Source organism: Nannocystis bainbridge (genome assembly GCF_028368995.1).
GTDB classification, from domain to species: Bacteria; Myxococcota_A; Polyangia; order Nannocystales; family Nannocystaceae; genus Nannocystis; species Nannocystis bainbridge.
In genome coordinates this window covers 3495478-3512937 of the sequence record NZ_JAQNDL010000001.1, presented here as the reverse complement: position 1 = coordinate 3512937, position 17460 = coordinate 3495478, and the positions used below count along the sequence as shown (strand labels likewise).

The following is a 17460-nucleotide window of genomic DNA, read 5'->3' as shown; positions in this document are numbered from 1 at the left end:
TGGTGTCGCAGCCCGGCGACGCCTCCCTCACGGCCCTGGCGGCGGCTCGCTGATCTCCGGCTTGCCCGCGCCGGGCGGCACGATCTTGGCCTTCTGCTCCGGCGTCAGCGGCTCGTTGCGCACCACGTCGATGCGGCTGCGGGCCCAGTCGTCGCCGACCACCGAGATCTCGACGCGGTACTGGTGCTCGCCGATCTTGAGGCGCGCGCGGTCGTTGAACCACGCCCACCGGCGCACCCCCTCCGCCGGCGCGTCGGCCCGGGGCTCGTCGGGCAGCTCGAGGCCCACGGCCCGCAGCAGCACCTTCGGGTCGAACGGACCGGTCCCCTTTTTATAGCCGTCGAAGCCGATCGAGGCCGCCAGGCCGTCCTCGTACTCGACGCGGATGCCCGCCCACTCGTCGCCCTTGTCGGCGTAGCGCTGGAGCGCGAAGGTGCAGCGGAAGAAGGTCCGCTCCGGCGCGAAGCGGACGCATGTCGTGCGGGCCATGCCCTTGCCCTGGTGCTCGCCGAAGTTGGGCTCGACCGACAGGACCGGCTGCCCGAGCAGGGCCGGCAGCGGCAGGGCCACGTCGCTGCGGACCTGACCGGAGGTCGTCTGCGCCGCGGCCCGGGCCTCCGGCGCCTTGGCCTCGGTCCCCTTCGCGGGCTCCGCGGCCGCACCCTTGGCCTCGGGCTCCGTCTTCTGCGAACCGGCCGGCTGCGAACAGCCGATCACCGCGAATCCACACATCCACGCGCAAAGCCTCTGGAGCGACGTCACACTGTAATGATACGCTCTGTTCCGCGCGAGCCTGGCGAAATTGGTAGACGCGCTGGATTTAGGTTCCAGTACCCCCGGGTGTGTCGGTTCGAGTCCGACGGCTCGCAAATGCCCGACTTGACGCCGCCGGCCCTGCCGGCTAAGGCGTCCCCTCGTGATAGGCACGCTCCTCAAGCGCATCACCGTGCACACCCTCGACCGGGTCGTCGAGCGCGGCAAGACCTCGGAGCACGCCCCCGTCCGGGTGGCCGCCGCCGGCCTCGATCGCGTGCGCAGCTTCGTCGGCCTCGATCGCATCGACGTCCGCCTCGACCTCCCCAGCTGGGACGGCGGCACGCCCGACCAGCCGATGTGGCAGACCGACCGCGACAAGCTGCGCAAGTGGCAGCAGGACCGCGGCATCGTCAAGCCCGAGAAGGGGGCCGAGGCCAAGCCGGCCGAGCCGGCCCTCATCATCTACTACAAGCGCGGCTGCCCCTACTGCCGCGCCGCGCTCGACCTGGTGCGCGAGCAGAACCTGCTCGCCAAGACGATCGACTACACCGACAACCACGACCTGCGCACGGCGATCCGCACCAAGACCGGGCGCCGCACCACGCCGCACGTGTTCATCCGCGAGCAGTGCATCGGCGGCTTCGACGAGCTGCGTGAGCTGCACGAGTCGGGCAAGCTCGTCGCGCTGCTCGCCGATCCGTCGGCCGCGCCGCCGGTGGTCGCGGCGATCGTCGGCGACGAGGACGAGGACGACGGCGACGGCCGCGAGCTGACCGCGGCTGCCCTCAAGGCCAGGTTGGCCGAGGGCGGCAAGGTCCTGCTGCTCGACGTGCGCGAGCCGTCGGAGTGGGCCCAGACGGGCGTGCTGGCCGGCGCGCGCACGGTCTCGCTGGGCGAGCTCGAGCAGGCCGAAGGCCTCGACCCGCAGGGCGTGTGGATCGCCTACTGCCGCTCGGGCCGGCGCTCTCTGCAGGCCGCCGAGGTCCTCGGTCGCCGCGGCTTCAAGTCGGTCGTCAGCCTGCGCGGCGGCATCGAGGGCTGGAAGGCCGCCGGCGGCGCCACCGTGCCCTACGAGCCCAAGGCGGCCGCCCCGGTCAAGAAGCAGCCCGTCAAGCTGCCGGTGGTCCATCACCCCGAGCGCTCGCCGTTCGAAGCGCTGCTCGAGGACCCGAACGCCGCCGTCGACAGCGAGCCGCTCGAGGGCGAGGCGCTGATCGCCCGCGTCCGCGAGGTGCTCGAGGCGTGCCGTCCGCTGGTCCAGGCCGACGGCGGCGACATCGAGCTGCTCGACGTGACGTCGGACACCGTCGGCGTGCGCCTCACCGGCAACTGCGTCACCTGCCCGAGCTCGCAGGCGACGCTGAAGCAGGGCATCGAGCGCAAGCTGAAGCAGCAGATCCCGCAGATCAAGGGCATCCGCTCGCCGCAGCTCGCCCCGTAGTCGCGGCGCCCGAAGCAGTGGCTGTCCTTCGGGACATGTGGCGACCGATCGGCTCACCGCAGCCGACGCCGCGGTCGAGGCCTCCGAAGCAGTCGCTGTCCTTCAGGACATGTAGCGACCGGGACCTTGGCTCACCGCAGCCGCAGACGTGGCGCCCCGAAGCGGTCGGCTGTCCTTCAGGACATGTAGCGACCGAGACCTCGGCTCACCGCAGCCGACGCCGTGGTCGAGGCGTCCGAAGCAGTCGGCTGTCCTCCGAGACATGCAGTGTCCGCGCCTCGGCTCGCCGCAGCCGAGCCACCGCGCGCGACGCGAGGTCGTGCCCGTCACGTGGCGAGATCCTTCGTGACACCGCCCTCACCGAGATCGGCCCACGCGGCCTCGCGGCTCGCGCACGCGAGCGGTCGGCCGCGATCCTCTCCACGGCGAGCCGAGCCGCCGGGCCGTGCTGCCCGACCCTGAATCCCGCTCCCAGCGGCGCAAAATGCCGTTCGGACCCGCGCTCGCGCCTGCGCGAAACCGCTCGAAACTCTCCCGGTGGTCAGGGGTTTTCAAGCCCCGGCTCGGGACCCGCCCGTGGGTCAATTCGCCCCGTGGCCCACTTTCTTGCCGCTTTTCGGGAAGTGTGCAGGACTCTTCTCGGTTGACTGACACCTGTGTCACTGACGACACTGTCAGCCAACTTTAGACCGCCCGGCAGGACCCAGATGGCGACCACGACGACGACCCCGACCTCGAACCGCAACTCGCTCAAGATCCTCTCGCAGCCGCAGGTGAAGTCGCTCCTCGATGAGGCGCAGCAGAAGTTCGCCCAGGAGGAGGGCGTCAGCTTCGGCGCCGTCAACATGCACTTCAAGAAGCCGTTCGAGCACACGTTCACGGCGCCGCAGCGACCGCACACCACGCTCCTGTTCGGCGGCCTGACGTTCCGCCACGAGCACCTGCTCAAGGGCGTGTTCGAGTCGCTGGGATACAAGACCGCCGTCGTGCCGACGCCGAACGTCGACGCGTTCCAGCTCGGCAAGGAGTACGGCAACAACGGCCAGTGCAACCCGACCTACTTCACGGTCGGCAACCTCGTGCAGTACCTGCAGCACCTGCGCGACAAGCAGGGCATGACCGTGCAGGAGATCATCGACTCGCACGTGTTCCTGACCGCGGGCGCCTGCGGCCCGTGCCGGTTCGGCATGTACGAGGCCGAGTACCGGCTGGCGCTGCGCAACGCCGGGTTCGACGGCTTCCGCGTGATGCTGTTCCAGCAGAAGGGCGGGCTCAAGCAGGGCGACCTCGAGGCCGGCCTGAAGATGAACCTCGACTTCTTCGCCGGCATGGTCTCGGCGTTCAACTGCGGCGACCTCCTGAGCGAGGTCGCCAACTGCATCCGCGCCTACGAGACGGAGCCTGGCGCCACCGACAAGGCCGCGAGCGAGTCGCTCGAGTTCATGTACCGGGTCATGCAGCGCAAGCAGCCGGCCGAGCTCGCGGGCACCACCGTCGGCGACCTGCTCAAGGGCAAGAACAGCAAGGCGTTCGACATCGCCGAGCAGGCGGTCAAGTTCCTCGACCTGCTGACCAGCGAGGACTACATCGAGCCGCTGCGCCACGTCGCCCGCAAGTTCGACGAGGTCGAGGTCGACCGCCTGCAGCCCAAGCCGATCGTCAAGGTCACCGGCGAGTTCTGGGCCCAGACCACCGAGGGCGACGGCAACTTCAACATGTTCCGCTTCCTCCACAGCGAGGGCGCCGAGGTCATCACCGAGCCGATCGCGACCTGGCTGGCCTACATGCTGTGGCAGACCAAGATCAAGGCACGCGACCGCCACGGCCTCGTCGAGAAGTCGGACGAGGTCAAGTGGTACGAGCTCGGCAAGCGGGCCCAGCTCGAGGTCGGCTACATGAAGAAGCGCGCGATCGCCAAGCTCGCCGACACCATCTTCCGCCGCGAGTACAGCCGCATGGTCGAGGCGCTCGGCCACATCGCCCACGACATCGTCGACATGGACGAGATGGAGCGCCTGGGCCACGGCTTCTATCACACCCGCTCCGAGGGCGGCGAAGGCCACCTCGAGGTGTCGAAGAACATCTACTACTCGCACAAGGGCCTGGCCCACATGGTGCTGAGCCTCAAGCCGTTCGGCTGCATGCCCAGCACCCAGTCCGACGGCGCCCAGTCGGCGGTCGTCAACCGCTACAAAGAGATGATCTTCCTGCCCATCGAGACCTCCGGCGAGGGCGAGATCAACGCCCACAGCCGCGTCCAGATGGCGCTCGGCGAGGCCAAGGCCAAGGCCAAGCGCGAGTTCGCCGAGGTCCTGTCCGGCCTGCCGTACAGCCTCGAGGAGCTCAAGGCCTACGTCGACGCCAACCCCGAGATGAAGCGGCCCATGTACCAGTTCCCGCGCCAGAACCCGCGCGTGGTCGGCACCGGCGCCAACTTCGCCCTGCACGTCGCCGAGCGCATGCAGGCCGACGGCGTCAAGCCCAAGCAGGTCCGCGACGCCGCCGAGTGAGCCAGTCCTTCAGGACAGGTCCTTCCCGCCAGGTCTTCAGGAACAGGAACTTCAGAACATGTCCCAGCTCAAGTACATCGTCGGCGTCGATCTCGGGTCGACCACGGTCAAGGCGGTGGTCGTCGAGGCGGCCACGGACACGATCGTGTGGAAGGACTACCAGCGCCACGAGAGCAAGCAGGCCGACCGGGCGCTGAAGATGTTCCGGGAGATCGAGGAGGCCGTCGGCGACCTCCGCGGCAACGCGCGCATGTTCATCACCGGCTCGGGCGGCGCGACCGTCGGCCGGTGGGTCGGCGCCAAGTTCGTGCAGGAGGTCAACGCCGTCTCGCTGGCGGTCGAGAAGCTGCACCCCGAGGTCAACTCGGTCATCGAGCTCGGCGGCCAGGACGCGAAGATCATCATCTTCAAGCCCGACCCTGAGACCGGGCGCAAGAAGAAGGTCCCGTCGATGAACGACAAGTGCGCCGGCGGGACCGGGGCGGTGATCGACAAGATCAACGCCAAGCTCAAGATCCCGCCCGACCTGCTGTGCCAGCAGGGCTACGTCGGCCACAAGCTGCACCCGGTCGCCGGCAAGTGCGGCGTGTTCGCCGAGACCGACGTGAACGGCTTGCAGAAGCTCGGCGTGCCGGCCGACGAGCTGATGGCGTCGCTGTTCGAGGCGATCGTGCAGCAGAACCTCTCGGTGCTGACGCGCGGCCACACGCTGATGCCGCACGTGCTGCTGCTCGGCGGCCCGAACACGTACATCAAGGGCATGGTCGAGGCGTGGAAGGCCAACATCCCGCCGATCTGGCACGAGCGCCACGTGCCGCTGCCGGAGGGCGTCGACCCGGCCGACCTCATCATCGTGCCGCAGAACGCCCAGTACTACGCGGCGATGGGCGCGGTCGAGTTCGGCAAGGACGAGGACGAGCGCGTCGGCGTCTACCAGGGCACCGAGAAGCTGCACTGGTACCTCACCGAGGGCCGCCTGCTCGAGAAGAAGAAGGCCGGCGCGGCGGGCTTGTCGAAGGACGAGTCCGACCTCGAAGAGTTCATGACCAAATACCGGCCGCCCAAGTTCATCCCCAAGGAGTTCACGCCGGGCGAGGACGTGCGGGTGTTCATCGGCATCGACGGCGGCTCGACCTCGTCGAAGGCGGTCATGCTCAACGAGCAGGGCGAGGTGATCCGCAAGGTCTACCAGCTCTCGAAGGGCAACCCGATCGTCGACACCAAGGAGCTGCTGGCCGACCTGCGCCAGCAGGTCGAGGGGTCCGGCTGCACGCTCACCGTGCTCGGCGTCGGCACCACCGGCTACGCCAAGGACATCCTGCGCGACACGCTGCGGGCCGACGCGGCGATCGTCGAGACTGTGGCGCACTGCGAGAGCGCGCTGCACTTCTACGACAACGTCGACGTCGTGTGCGACGTCGGCGGGCAGGACATCAAGATCATCATCCTGAAGAACGGGAAGGTGAAGGACTTCAAGCTCAACACCCAGTGCTCGGCGGGCAACGGCTACTTCCTGCAGAGCACGGCCGAGGGCTTCGGCATCGACGTCAAGCAGTACGCCCAGCGGGCCTTCGGCGCCCAGGCGATGCCGACCTTCGGCTACGGCTGCGCGGTGTTCATGCAGTCCGACATCGTCGACTTCCAGCGCCAGGGCTGGGCCCCCGAGGAGATCATGGCCGGCCTCGCCGCCGTGCTGCCCAAGAACATCTGGCTGTACGTCAGCCAGATCCCCAACCTCGCCAAGCTCGGCAACAAGTTCATCCTCCAGGGCGGCACCCAGCACAACCTCGCGGCCGTCAAGGCCCAGGTCGACTTCATCCAGGAGCGCTTCAAGTCGAAGGGCACCGAGGCGCAGGTGATCGTCCACCAGCACTGCGGCGAGTCGGGGGCGATCGGCGCGGCGCTCGAGGTGCGGCGCATGGTCCAGCAGCTCGATCACACGACCGAGTGGATCGGCATCGACAAGGTCGCCAGCATCGACTTCTCGCAGCGCCGCGACGAGAGCACCCGCTGCTACTTCTGCAAGAACAAGTGCCTGCGCACCTTCATCGACGTCGACCTCGAGATGAAGCAGCAGGAGGCCGAGAAGCGGATGGCGCTCGGCCAGCTGCTGAAGATCCGCAAGCGCGACGACAAGTCCGACGAGGCCGTCGGCACCAAGCGCCTGATCATCGCCACCTGCGAGAAGGGCGAGGTCGAAGACCTCGACTCGATGAAGAAGATCAAGGGCGGCCTCGACCAGCTCAAGAAGAACTTCCCGAACCTGGCCGCCAAGGCCGCCAAGGACATCTGGGACGCCCAGAACCCGCCCAACGTCGCCGACAGCATCGACGACGTCGGCCTCGGCCTCAGCGAGCACCTCGACCTGCCGCCGCAGCTGGCGGAGCACCAGGGCAAGGTCGACGGCCTGCTGCGCAAGCTGAACCGCAGCCCGAAGGTCGCCGAGCTGCTCGGCAAGGCCGCGGGCACGCTCGAGAAGGTCGCGGAGAAGGTCGGCAAGGCCGCGCCGCTGGCCGCGGTCACGCGCGAGACGCTGGCGGCCCAGCAGCAGCGGATCGCGCTGATGAAGAAGCGGGCGACCCTGCGGATCGGCATCCCGCGGGTGCTGAACCAGTACTCGCAGAACCCGTTCTTCAGCGCCTACTTCGAGGCCCTCGGGGTCCCGGCGAAGAACATCGTCTACTCCGACTTCACCTCCGAGGAGCTCTACAAGGAGGGCGCCAAGCGCGGCGCGATCGACCCGTGCTTCCCGTCGAAGGTGTGCATCGCCCACATGCACAACCTGGTCGAGACCAAGCACAAGAAGCGCCCGCTCGACGTGATCGTGTTCCCGCAGGTCGACTCGATGGAGACCTGGCTGTCGGGCACGGTCGGCTCGCGCGCGTGCCCGACGGTGGTCGGCTCGGCCGACACGACCAAGGCCGCCTTCATCAAGGAGGCCGACGTGTTCGCCCAGAAGGGCATCAAGCTGGTCGTGCCGTTCGTGCAGATGGCCGAGCGCAAGCTGTGCAAGAAGCAGATGCTCGAGTACTTCAAGGACGTGCTCGGGCTGTCCGAGGAGGAGAACGCCCGCGCCGTCGAGGAGGCGTTCAAGGCCCAGGACGGGTTCTTCGTCGACCACCGCGCCGACGCCCGCAAGGTGCTCAAGTGGCTCGAGCAGGAGCAGCGCATCGGCGTGGTCCTGCTGGCCCGCCCGTACCACAACGACCCGGGCATGAACCACGAGATCCCGGACGAGCTGCAGAAGCTCGGCTACCCGATCCTCACCGTGCAGTCGCTGCCGCTCGACGAGGACATCGTCCAGCCGCTGTTCCAGCCGGACATCGACGCCGGGTTCATCAAGGACCCGTTCGACATCACCGACGTGTGGAAGAACAGCTACAGCGAGAACACCAACCAGAAGGTGTGGGCCGCCAAGTTCACGGCGCGCCACCCCAACCTGGTCGCGCTCGAGCTGTCGAGCTTCAAGTGCGGCCACGACGCGCCGGTCTACACGGTGATCGAGGAGATCATCGAGAACTCCGGCACGCCGTACTTCTCGTTCAAGGACATCGACGAGAACAAGCCGACCGGCTCGATCAAGATCCGCATCGAGACCATCGGCTACTTCCTCAAGCGCTACCAGGAGGACATGCGCCGGCAGCTCGCCAAGAAGCAGCGCGTGCAGGAGCGGCTCGAGGAGTATCAGGCCGAGCTGATGCGCCGCATCGAGTCGGCGCAGGAGCGCCTCGCGGCCGAGCAGGCGAGCAAGCCCGACGTGGTGCTGCAGGCCGCCGGCCTGCTGCCGCGCTCCGCGGCCGCGGTCCCGGCCGGCGCGCACCTCGACAAGAAGGGCTGACCTGAAGGTCAGGTGAGCAGAGCGACGACCTCCCGCGCGGAGGTCGTCGCTTTTTGCGTTTCACGGGCAGCGGCGGCACGAGGTGGCTCGTGCAGGCGTCGCCCGTACGGCGCGCGGTGCCCACGGAGCGGAGAGGCGCCGGAGCGAGCCGTCACCGCTCGGCCATGCGCGGCGCCTCAGCGCTCGGTGCGCGAGCGCGGGGTGCCCGATCGGACATGCTCGGATGAGCATGCCCGCCAGGACATGCCCTTCAGGGCATGTCTCAAGCGCCAGCCGGAAGCCGGTTCTCGGGCACGGTGACCATGCGCCACTTGACGCGGGTCTGGTTGAAGTGGCCGTGCACGTTGGGGTCGTTGTCGAGGGCCTGGACGTTGCCGTCCGCGTCGATCACCCGCGAGCCGATCTTGTAGGTGCCGGGGCCGGGCGGCTGCCAGCGGAACGAGAACACCGACCACGCGCCGTCGACCTCGCCGGAGGCCAGGCGGGCGTCGCGGGCGACCTGTTCGGAGATCGGCCGCAGGTCGGCGCGCTGCCACGAGAGGCCGCCGTCGGTGCTGACCTCGACGGCGGCGACCGGGCGCTCGCCGCCCCACGCCGCCCCGCGCAGCAGCCAGCCGCCGCCCTGGGCCGCGCGGCAGTCGGACACGATCGACTTGAGGCCGATCCATCGCGCCTGCACGCGCACCCACTTGTCGCCGCGCTTCTCCTTGTTGGTGAAGACGAAGCGGTTGTGGATGCCCATGTGCGGCTGCGTCTTGCCCTCGATGTGGCCGAGCCACTTGACGTGCGACATCGAGTAGATGCGCGGCACGATCAGGCGCGACGGGAAGCCGTGGCGGCGCGACAGCGGCTCGCCGTTCATCGTCACGGCCACGATCGCCCGCGCGCGCGTGAGCTCGTCGAGCGACAGTCCGTAGTGGTAGCCGCGCTTGAGGAAGCCGAGGTCGTCGAGGCCGTGACAGGCGAAGTGCGTGGCGAGGCCCGGGCCGCCGCACAGCTCGAGCAGGCTGGCGAAGCTCGGGCCCTCCCAAACGGCCTGGCCGCACAGCCCGGCCGAGCCCTGGAGGTGGTTGCCATTGCCGGCGCACTCCTGCACGCACACGCGGGTCTCGCGGGGCAGGGCCAGCAGCTCGGGCAGGGTCAGGACGCGCGGGGTGGCGACGCCGGTGATCTGCAGGCGGTAGGTGCCGGGGTCGACGGCGGGGTGGACGTGGCGGTCGCGGCGGAAATAGCCGGCCGTCGGCGTGACGACCTGGGTCAGCTGCGCGGGCTTGTTCTCCTCCATGCTGACCAGCCGCAGCAGCGCGCGCGCGAGCCGGCGGCCGAACCAGGTCGGCATGCCGTCGACGACTCGCAGCTCGAGCGAGGTCCCGTCCGTCGCGGGGGTGTCAGTGGCTTCGGGGAGGTCGTGCACGCCGAGTGAGTCGCCGTCCGTCATCGGAGCGGCGAGACGCTAGCCCGGACCCCCGGTCGCGAGCAACGAGCGCGGCCCGATGAGGGCCGCCCGCGCGTGTGCCCAAGAGCACGACCGCCGGGCGATGCAGGCGGATCCTCTCCTCGGGCGCGCCGGGGCTGAAGGGTGATTCACGCCGCGCGCGTCACGCCGCACGGGGCGAGTGAGATGTCTTCATGGACATGTTCTTTGGGACATGCCCTTGAGGCCAGGTTTCGGTGGCCCCTCGAACCACGGACACGGGGCGGCTCAGGTCGGGCCCGGGCCCGGCTCGTCGAACACTTCGTCGAGGCGGGTGGCCGTCAGCACGCGGCCGGCCCAGGCGTCGAGCTGGGCCTCGTCGCGGCAGTCGAGCACGCGGCCGCGCTGGGCCTCGGTCACCGCGAAGCCTTTGAGCTGGAGCAGCTTGAGCAGCATGTCGGCCCTGCCGAGCGCGAACCCCTTGGCTTCGCCCTCGGCGATGCCTTCGAGCCAAGGTTTGCGGAACATGTCACTCAGCGGTTCCCAGCGTCCGTTGGCCATGAGGAGCTTCTCCAGCGCGGTGCGGGCCACGCGGCCCAGGAGGGCGACGACGAAGTCAGGATAGAGGATCCCCCGCTGGTCGTCGAGCTCGCGGGTGGCCTCGAGGGCGACGAGGGCGATCTGCTCGGCGCCGGGTTCGGCGGCGTGGGCCGCGACCGACAGCACCGCCAGCTCGGGCAGCTCGCGGGCCCGCTCGAGGTCGGTGATCACGGGCACGGCCTCGGGCCCGAGCACCCACGGGTGGACGGTGGTGCGGCGGCGGCCGAGGTCGATCGGCTCGGCGCACCAGCGGGCCACCTCGGGGTCGAGCGACACGACCACGAGGGTGACCGGACAGCCGAGGCGCGCGCGCAGGCCGGCGACGTACACCGGCCAGGTCCAGCGCTTGCGAGGGTCGCGTTCGACCTGGACCTCGACCACCAGCGCCTCGGCGGGACGGTCGGCCGCGCCGCCGAGGCCGAGCACCACGTCGGCCCGGTGCTCGGCGAAGTTGAGGTCGACGAACTCGCCGGCGGTGATCCGGATCGGTCCGGTCCTGGCCTCGCCGGGCCACAGCAGGTCGGGGATCAGCGCCGGAGCGTGACGGACCAGCTGGACGAGCGCCTCGTGGGACAGCTTGGGCATCGTGCGCGCGAGTTAGCATCGCGCGCGCGAGCGGGCCAGCGTCAGCCCTCGCCCGCCGCCGGCGGCCGCTTGCGCTTGAAGATGATCGACTCCGGGGCCGAACCCTCGCCCGTGCACGTGAGGGTGTCCTGGTCCAAAGTACAGGTGAAGACCAGCTCCGCGGGCGCGACGATCGGCCGGCTCGGGGCCGCGAGTCCCGGCGCAAGGCCGTCGCCGCCGTCGCCGTAGTCTTCGTAGCCGTCGGAGGTGACGGCGGTGCCGACGCTGTCGGTGTAGGCCTCGTCGCCGCCGAAGATGTCCTTCTGCACCTCGATGCGGTACTTCGGCGCGGCGCTGTCGTCGACGAGCAGCTCCGAGCCGAAGCTGTGGCGGTACTCGTAGGTCTCGTACGTGAGCTCGCTGTAGTACTCGAAGCTGCCGCCGAGCTCGTCGTCGATCTCGAGCCGCAGGCCGCTCACGTCGGTGGAGGGGCCGTGGACGTAGACGTCGGGCAGCTTGTCGCCGTCGCGCTGGACAGCGCCCCAGTCGCCGACGATCGGGTTCACCTGCGCTTCGTCGCCGCCGGTGCAGCGCGTGAACTGGAGGCCGACGAGGGCCAGGAGGGGGATGCGCGGCTGCATGACGCTCAGACCTCGTCTTCCGGGCGGATGCGGGCGAACACCCAGTGCTTTTTGTCGTCCGCGCCCTCGCGGTCGCAGGTCAAGGTGTCGCCCGCGAGGTCGCAGGCGAACACCGTCGCCGCGGGCGCCAGCGCCGGCGCGCCCGGCAGCTTCAGCGGCCGGACCCCGGCGAGGTCGTCGTCTTCGGCGAGGGCGCCGTCGTCAGCGCCGCCGGGATCCTCGGTGTCGCCGTACTCGGTGTCGGCGTAGCCGGTGATCGGTTCGGCCGGGGAACTCTCGTCGCCGTCGCCGTCGAAGAAATCGTGCCCGACTTCGATGCGGTACTTCGGCGCTCCCGAGGCGACGACGACCAGGTCGGCCACGCGCTCGCCGTCGTAGTCGATGCCGTCGTAGTCGGCCGTGCGGTACAGGGCCAGCTCGCCGGCGAGGTCGTCACCGATGCGGAGCTGCGTGCCGCGCAGGAACGGCTCCCCGCCGTACGACTCGGTCGAGGGCTGCTTCGCGCCGTCGACCTGGATCGCCCGCCAGTCGCCGATGATGGGGTCGGGTGCCGGATCGCCGCCGGCACAACCGGTGAAGCTCAGGGCCAGGAGCGCGAGGCCGGGGATGTTGTTACGCGACTCCATACACTTGGGCTCCTGGACGCATGCGGGAGGCGCCGGCGGTGATGCGTGAGGGATGCTCGGCCACCGCCGATCAAGATACGCCGGGCCACGGCTCCGGGGTAGTGCTCAGGAGGCGCGCACGACGTGCACGCCGCCGGCCGGGCCGAGCGACAGGTTGCGTCGAACTGGCCGCGGCGGCGTGCGGTCGATCAGCCGCAGGTCGTACTCCGGCACCAGCACCGCGAGCGCTTGCTTCATCTCGTAGATCGCGAACGCGGCGCCGATGCAGCGCCGATGCCCGCCGCCGAACGGCGTAAACTCGAACGGCGAGGGCTTGCGGTCGAGGAACCGCTCGGGCCGGAACGTGTGCGGGTCGGGGTAGAGGATCGGGTCCTGATGCAGCAGCGCGGTGCCGACGGCGACGGCGGTGCCCGGCTGCAGCTCGTATGGGCCGAGCTGCAGCGGGCGCACCAGGGTGCGCGGGACGATGGGGATGATCGGCCACAGGCGCAGGACCTCGTGGCACACCGCGTCTAGGTAGGGCAGCGCGGCCACGGCCTCGCAGTCGGGGTCCGGGCCGAGCGCGACCAACTCGGCGCGCAGGCGGGCGAACACCGCCGGCGCGCGCAGCAACCACGCGAACGCCCAGGCCAGCGCGATCGCGGTGGTCTCGTGGCCGGCGAACAGCAGCGTGAGCAGCTCGTCGACCAGCTCGTCGTCCTCGAGCGGGTGGCCGTCCTCGTCGCGCACCGCGAGCATGAGGCTCAGGATGTCGTCCGCCGGCTGAGCCCGCCGCGCGGCGATCTGCGAGCGCGTGAGCGCGTGGGCGCGGGCCTGGGCGGCGGCGAAGCGGCGCCACGGGGTCAGCGGCCCGAGGTCGCGCTGGATGTGGCGCGAGAACAGCAGCGTCGGGTGCAGCGCCTCGATCACCGCCACCAGCGACTCGCCGACGTGGGCGATCTGGGCCGGGTCCGTCACCCCGAACACCGCGCGCACGATCACCTCGAGCGAGATCGCCTGGGTCGTGTGCTGCATGACGAATGGTTGGCCGACCTTCCATTCGGCAGCGTGGCGGCGCGTGGCCTCGCGGATGATCGCGCCGTACGAGCGCATGCGGGCGCCGTGGAACGGCGGGGTCAGCAGCTTGCGGTCGCGGCGGTGACGCTCGCCGCTGACGACGATCAGCGAGCTGTCGCCGAGCAGCGCGTCGAGGTGGTCGGTGCCGAACGAGCGGGTGGCGTCCGGGTCCAGCGTGAAGATCACCCGGGCGAGCTCGGGCTGACCGGTGACGACCAGCCGCTTGCCCGCGAGGTGGAACGCGAACGGATCGCCGTAGCGCCGCTTGCAGGCCGCGAAGAAGCCGTAGGGGTCGACGGCGAAGCGATAGTTGGCGAGCGGGGCGAGGCGCGGCCCGGGCACGGGGCGTGACATGCGTCCACCTTCCACCCGATCGTGGGTGTACTACAATAGCGGCATGACCCTCGCGCGCGCCCCCTTCACCAAGATCCTGGTGCCGGTCGACTTCTCACCGGCGAGCGACGAGCACATCGCCGCCGGACAGGCCGTCGAGGTCGACGGCCAGTATATCGAGTTCTCGCCCAGCTCCGTGCGCAGCGTGATCCTCGCGGCCGACCTCGCGCGCGCCAGCCTCGGCACCGTGGTCCTGCTCCACGTCACGCCGGCGCTCAACTACAGCACGATGTACGCCGGCAACCTCAGCGTCGGGCTGTCGTCGCAGGTGCTGACCGACGTCCACGAGGCGGCGCAGAAGACTTCGAGGGCCGCGCTCGAGGTGATCGTCCAGCGCCACTGCGGCGGGGTGCAGGTCGAGATCGAGGCGCGCCCGGGGGTGGCCGTCAGCGTCATCATCGAGGAGTCGGAGAAGAAGGCCGCCGACCTGATCGTGCTGGCGGCCAGCGGGCGCTCGCGGGTGGCCCGGTTCTTCGTCGGCAGCACCGCCGACCGCGTCATCCGCGAGGCGATCTGCCCGGTCCTCGTGATCCCCGCGCTGCACGAGTGAGCGCCGGCGGGTACGACGAAAGGACATGGCCCTGAGCACATGCTCGAAGGGTCATGTCCTTTGAGGAAGGTGAAAAGCAGCCGAAGGTTGGAGAGACGGTGCGACGCGCGGCGCGCCGACCAGCGCGCCGGACCGAGGGGTCCGACCGGCTAGGCCGCGCGCGGCATCGGCGCAGCCACTGCGGGCTCGGCGGGAGCGACGACGATCGGCTCGTTCACGCGCGGGCGTGCGGCGACCATCTTGAGTCCGGCGTAGAACGGCCGATCGATGACGGCGGCCGTGAAGCGTTCGGCGAAAATCATGCGGGCGGCGAGTCCTGTGTGGCGCATGCCGAAACCATTGGCGAGGGCTCCGGATCGTCAAATCAAGGCGACATCAATGTGGCTAAAGATGGCGTAAACGGGCGCTTCCAGGCCCGATTCATCGATCGAGCGCGGGTGGGTGTCGACGGGGACACACTCGACTTCGTGCGACGACGTGACCTCGTCGGGCTGTCCATGATGCGGCGCACCGCGAGGGCATGAGGCATCGGCGCATGACGGCTTCGATACCTCTTCGAACTTGACTTCGAGGCCCGCAGCGCGGGTGGTCGCGGGCGCCGGCGCATGAATCCGAGTTCATGCGCGCTGCGAAATTTGCGACTCGGGTGACCGAGGTTTCATCCCGACGAGGCCACGCGCGACACACCTCGATCACGGCCCGCGCCCAGGCCTTCGAGCCTGCGCGTGACGACCGCGAGAATCACGGCCCCGCGGTCGAGCTCGATGCGCGTGATGCGGGAGACTTCAAGGTGTCGTCGTCGACACCTCGTCGGCCGACGACGTGCACTCGCGGATCGCCAGGGCGCGCTGGTAGGCGCAGTTCCACTGCACGAGCTCGCCGCTCAGCCGCTTCGCCTCGTCGGCGTCGGCCTCCGCGACCGCCTCGGCGTAGCCCTGCCAGGCCTGAAGGTGCGCCGCCGCGTCGAAGCCCTGGTCCTTGAGCCTTTCGGACATGTCCGAAAGGACAATTCGCGTATAGGCCGTGCCCTCGGCGGTGGTGGCCATCGCCGCCGCGCTGCCGAGCGGGCCCTTGGCGGCCGGGGTGAGGGCCTCGTCGCAGTACTTGCGGGCCCGCTTGGCCACCGCCACGGCGATCTCCCGCTCGACCTTGGCGGCGTCGACCTTGTTCGGCGGGGCCGCGAGGGCCAGCTCGACGACGGCGATGCCGGGGCTGTTGCGGTCCTTCAGGCGGTCGCGCAGGTCCTCGAACACGGCCCGCGCGCGGGCCAGCGGGACCGGGTCGCCGTGCTCCTTCGCGTCGGCCAGCGCCTGCATCAAGCGGTGGTGCGCCAGGCGGAACCAGGTCTTCTCGATCACCTCGTGGCCCGGCAGCAGCGCCTTGTCGATCGCGGTCGTATCACCGCCGGCGAGCGCCGCCTCGCCCGCGGCGAAGGCGGCGTCGATGTCCTCGGCGAGGCCCGGCTCGGCGCCGGCGACCTCGGCCGCGAGCGGCTTCAGGGCCACGTCCCAGGCGCAGCGAGCGGCCGCCCACGCGGCGTCGCGGCCGTCCTTGTCGTCGGCGGCGTGCTTGAGGCGGTCGCGCATCCACTGGGCGATCGAGCCCTCGACGCGCGCGCGCACGAAGGCGAAGCCGGCGGGGGTGGTGTCGACCAGCACCGCGGCGATCGCGGCGTCGTCGTGACGGCCCGTGGCGGCGTCGCTGGCCGCCACCCACTGCTGCAGCGGCGTGCCGGCGTAGGCGATCGACGCCGCGCCGGTGTGCGCGCGCAGGGCCGCCAGGGGGGCCGCGCCGGCCTCGCACAGGGGGTCGCGGGCCCTGACGGGCGCCGGGGCGGGCGCGGGCGGAGCCGGCTGCGGGGTCGGCTGGGCGCTCGGGGCGGCCTCGGGCTTGGCGGCAGGGGCCGGCGCAGGCGCGTTGCAGGCGGTCCCGGCGAGCGCGACGGCGAGGACGAGGGCGGCGCGGAGCATGGCCGGCAAGATATCGCGGAAACCCCGGCGCGTGCGCCGACGATCGGGGCCGGGCTTTACGCGGCGGCCGCGGCCCGCTAGCGTGAGCCGCACCATGGCAGTCAGCGTCGGCGGAGACGAGGGCGACGCCCTCAACGAGATCAACGTGACCCCGCTGGTCGACGTGCTCCTGTGCCTCCTGATCATCTTCATGGTGTCGGCGCCGCCGGCCACCAACACGCAGATGCCGCTCGACATCCCGACCCAGTCGAAGGTGCAGGGTCCGGCCGACCCCAACGCGACCTTGCTGCTGTCGATCGATACCGCGGGGGTCGTCAAGCTCGGCACGCAGGTGATCGCCAGCGACACCGTCGGCGTGATCGCGGCGCTTCAGGCCAACACGAAGGTTCAGAACGACGGCAAGCTGGCGATCGACGCCGCGCCCGGGGTCAAGTACGGCGAGGTCATTCGCCTGATGGCGGCCGCCCACGAGGCGGGCGTCGGCTCGGTCGGCATCGCGTCGGACAAGCTGTAGTCCGCCGTCCGCCGCGACCGTGAGGCAAATCGCAGGTCGCCACCGGCCGCCCCGTCGTTCGCTGGCGTGTTCGTCGGTCCGGGGCAATAGAATCCCGCGCGATGCTCAGCGGGTTCAAGAAGTTCGCCATGCGCGGAAGCCTGATCGACATGGCTTCCGGCATTATCCTCGGCGCGGCGTTCGGCGCGATCGTCAAGTCGCTGGTCGACGACGTGATCATGCCGCCCATCGGCCTCGCTCTCGGCGGCGTCGACTTCTCCAACCTCTTCGTCGTCCTCAAGGACGGCGCGCCGGTCGGCCCCTACGACACGCTGGCCGCCGCGACCGCGGCCGGCGCGGTGACGGTCCGCTACGGTGTGTTCCTCAACTTCATCGTCACGTTCCTGATCGTCGCGTTCGCCGTCTACCTGCTGGTGTCGGCGATCCAGCGGGCGAAGGAGCGCATGATCGCCAAGGAGGAGGAGGTCCCGGCGCCGCCGACGGCCCAGGAGAAGCTGCTGGCGGAGATCCGCGACCTGCTGCGAGCCCGCCCGCTCTGAGGCGAGCCGCGACGATGCCCCGGACCTGTTCGAAAGAACAGGTCCATT

Annotated in this window: 14 protein-coding genes, 1 tRNA gene and 1 pseudogene; 9 read left to right on the top strand and 7 right to left on the bottom strand. The window is 70.0% G+C overall.

Going from position 1 to position 17460, the window contains the following annotated elements:
* Positions 1 to 27 precede the first annotated feature (27 nt).
* Positions 28 to 762: a hypothetical protein gene (locus POL25_RS13765; protein WP_272086449.1), complete on the bottom strand. Its 735-nt coding sequence runs from the start codon at positions 760 to 762 to the stop codon at positions 28 to 30.
* A 25-nt stretch (positions 763 to 787) separates the two neighbouring features.
* Between POL25_RS13765 and POL25_RS13760 the strand changes: the two genes are divergently transcribed.
* The 5 genes and pseudogenes from POL25_RS13760 (at position 788) to POL25_RS13745 (ending at position 8545) form a co-directional block, all read left to right on the top strand.
* A tRNA-Leu gene (locus POL25_RS13760) sits at positions 788 to 869 on the top strand.
* A 242-nt stretch (positions 870 to 1111) separates the two neighbouring features.
* Positions 1112 to 1795 (top strand): annotated as a pseudogene (locus tag POL25_RS44890) (rhodanese-like domain-containing protein); the annotation flags it as partial.
* A 171-nt stretch (positions 1796 to 1966) separates the two neighbouring features.
* Positions 1967 to 2197, top strand: a complete 231-nt coding sequence (locus POL25_RS44885) for a NifU family protein (protein WP_373372089.1) — start codon at positions 1967 to 1969, stop codon at positions 2195 to 2197.
* A gap of 707 nt (positions 2198 to 2904) precedes the next feature.
* Positions 2905 to 4707, top strand: coding sequence for a 2-hydroxyglutaryl-CoA dehydratase (locus POL25_RS13750; RefSeq protein WP_272086447.1), 1803 nt, complete (start codon positions 2905 to 2907; stop codon positions 4705 to 4707).
* A gap of 58 nt (positions 4708 to 4765) precedes the next feature.
* Positions 4766 to 8545 carry a BadF/BadG/BcrA/BcrD ATPase family protein gene (locus POL25_RS13745; protein ID WP_272086446.1) on the top strand — a complete coding sequence of 1260 codons (3780 nt, stop codon included), beginning with the start codon at positions 4766 to 4768 and terminating at the stop codon, positions 8543 to 8545.
* Between the two features lie 262 nt (positions 8546 to 8807).
* On the opposite strand, the gene POL25_RS13740 is transcribed toward POL25_RS13745, so the two are convergent.
* From POL25_RS13740 to POL25_RS13720, 5 genes are all read right to left on the bottom strand, one after another.
* Entirely contained in the window at positions 8808 to 9983 is a 1176-nt protein-coding gene (locus tag POL25_RS13740; RefSeq protein ID WP_272086445.1) for a molybdopterin-dependent oxidoreductase, read from the bottom strand.
* Between the two features lie 264 nt (positions 9984 to 10247).
* Complete coding sequence (locus POL25_RS13735; protein WP_272086444.1) at positions 10248 to 11144, bottom strand: hypothetical protein; 897 nt, start codon at positions 11142 to 11144, stop codon at positions 10248 to 10250.
* 41 nt (positions 11145 to 11185) lie between these two features.
* A complete protein-coding gene (locus tag POL25_RS13730) occupies positions 11186 to 11764 on the bottom strand; it encodes a hypothetical protein (protein ID WP_272086443.1) in 579 nt (192 codons plus the stop codon).
* A 5-nt stretch (positions 11765 to 11769) separates the two neighbouring features.
* Positions 11770 to 12390, bottom strand: a complete 621-nt coding sequence (locus tag POL25_RS13725) for a hypothetical protein (protein ID WP_272086442.1) — start codon at positions 12388 to 12390, stop codon at positions 11770 to 11772.
* 105 nt (positions 12391 to 12495) lie between these two features.
* Positions 12496 to 13800: a cytochrome P450 gene (locus POL25_RS13720; RefSeq protein WP_272086441.1), complete on the bottom strand. Its 1305-nt coding sequence runs from the start codon at positions 13798 to 13800 to the stop codon at positions 12496 to 12498.
* Between the two features lie 43 nt (positions 13801 to 13843).
* On the opposite strand from POL25_RS13720, the gene POL25_RS13715 reads away from it, so the two are divergent.
* Both POL25_RS13715 and POL25_RS13710 read left to right on the top strand, forming a co-directional pair.
* Positions 13844 to 14389 (top strand): universal stress protein, encoded by a 546-nt coding sequence (locus tag POL25_RS13715; protein WP_272086440.1) that lies wholly within the window; start codon positions 13844 to 13846, stop codon positions 14387 to 14389.
* 53 nt (positions 14390 to 14442) lie between these two features.
* Positions 14443 to 14913, top strand: a complete 471-nt coding sequence (locus POL25_RS13710) for a hypothetical protein (RefSeq protein WP_272086439.1) — start codon at positions 14443 to 14445, stop codon at positions 14911 to 14913.
* 261 nt (positions 14914 to 15174) lie between these two features.
* On the opposite strand, the gene POL25_RS13705 is transcribed toward POL25_RS13710, so the two are convergent.
* Complete coding sequence (locus POL25_RS13705; protein WP_272086438.1) at positions 15175 to 16359, bottom strand: hypothetical protein; 1185 nt, start codon at positions 16357 to 16359, stop codon at positions 15175 to 15177.
* Between the two features lie 94 nt (positions 16360 to 16453).
* On the opposite strand from POL25_RS13705, the gene POL25_RS13700 reads away from it, so the two are divergent.
* Together POL25_RS13700 and mscL are read left to right on the top strand one after the other, a co-directional pair.
* On the top strand, positions 16454 to 16873 hold the full coding sequence (locus POL25_RS13700) for an ExbD/TolR family protein (protein ID WP_272086437.1): 420 nt from the start codon (positions 16454 to 16456) through the stop codon (positions 16871 to 16873).
* 101 nt (positions 16874 to 16974) lie between these two features.
* Positions 16975 to 17412 carry a large-conductance mechanosensitive channel protein MscL gene (gene mscL, locus POL25_RS13695; protein ID WP_272086436.1) on the top strand — a complete coding sequence of 146 codons (438 nt, stop codon included), beginning with the start codon at positions 16975 to 16977 and terminating at the stop codon, positions 17410 to 17412.
* Positions 17413 to 17460: the final 48 nt, after the last annotated feature.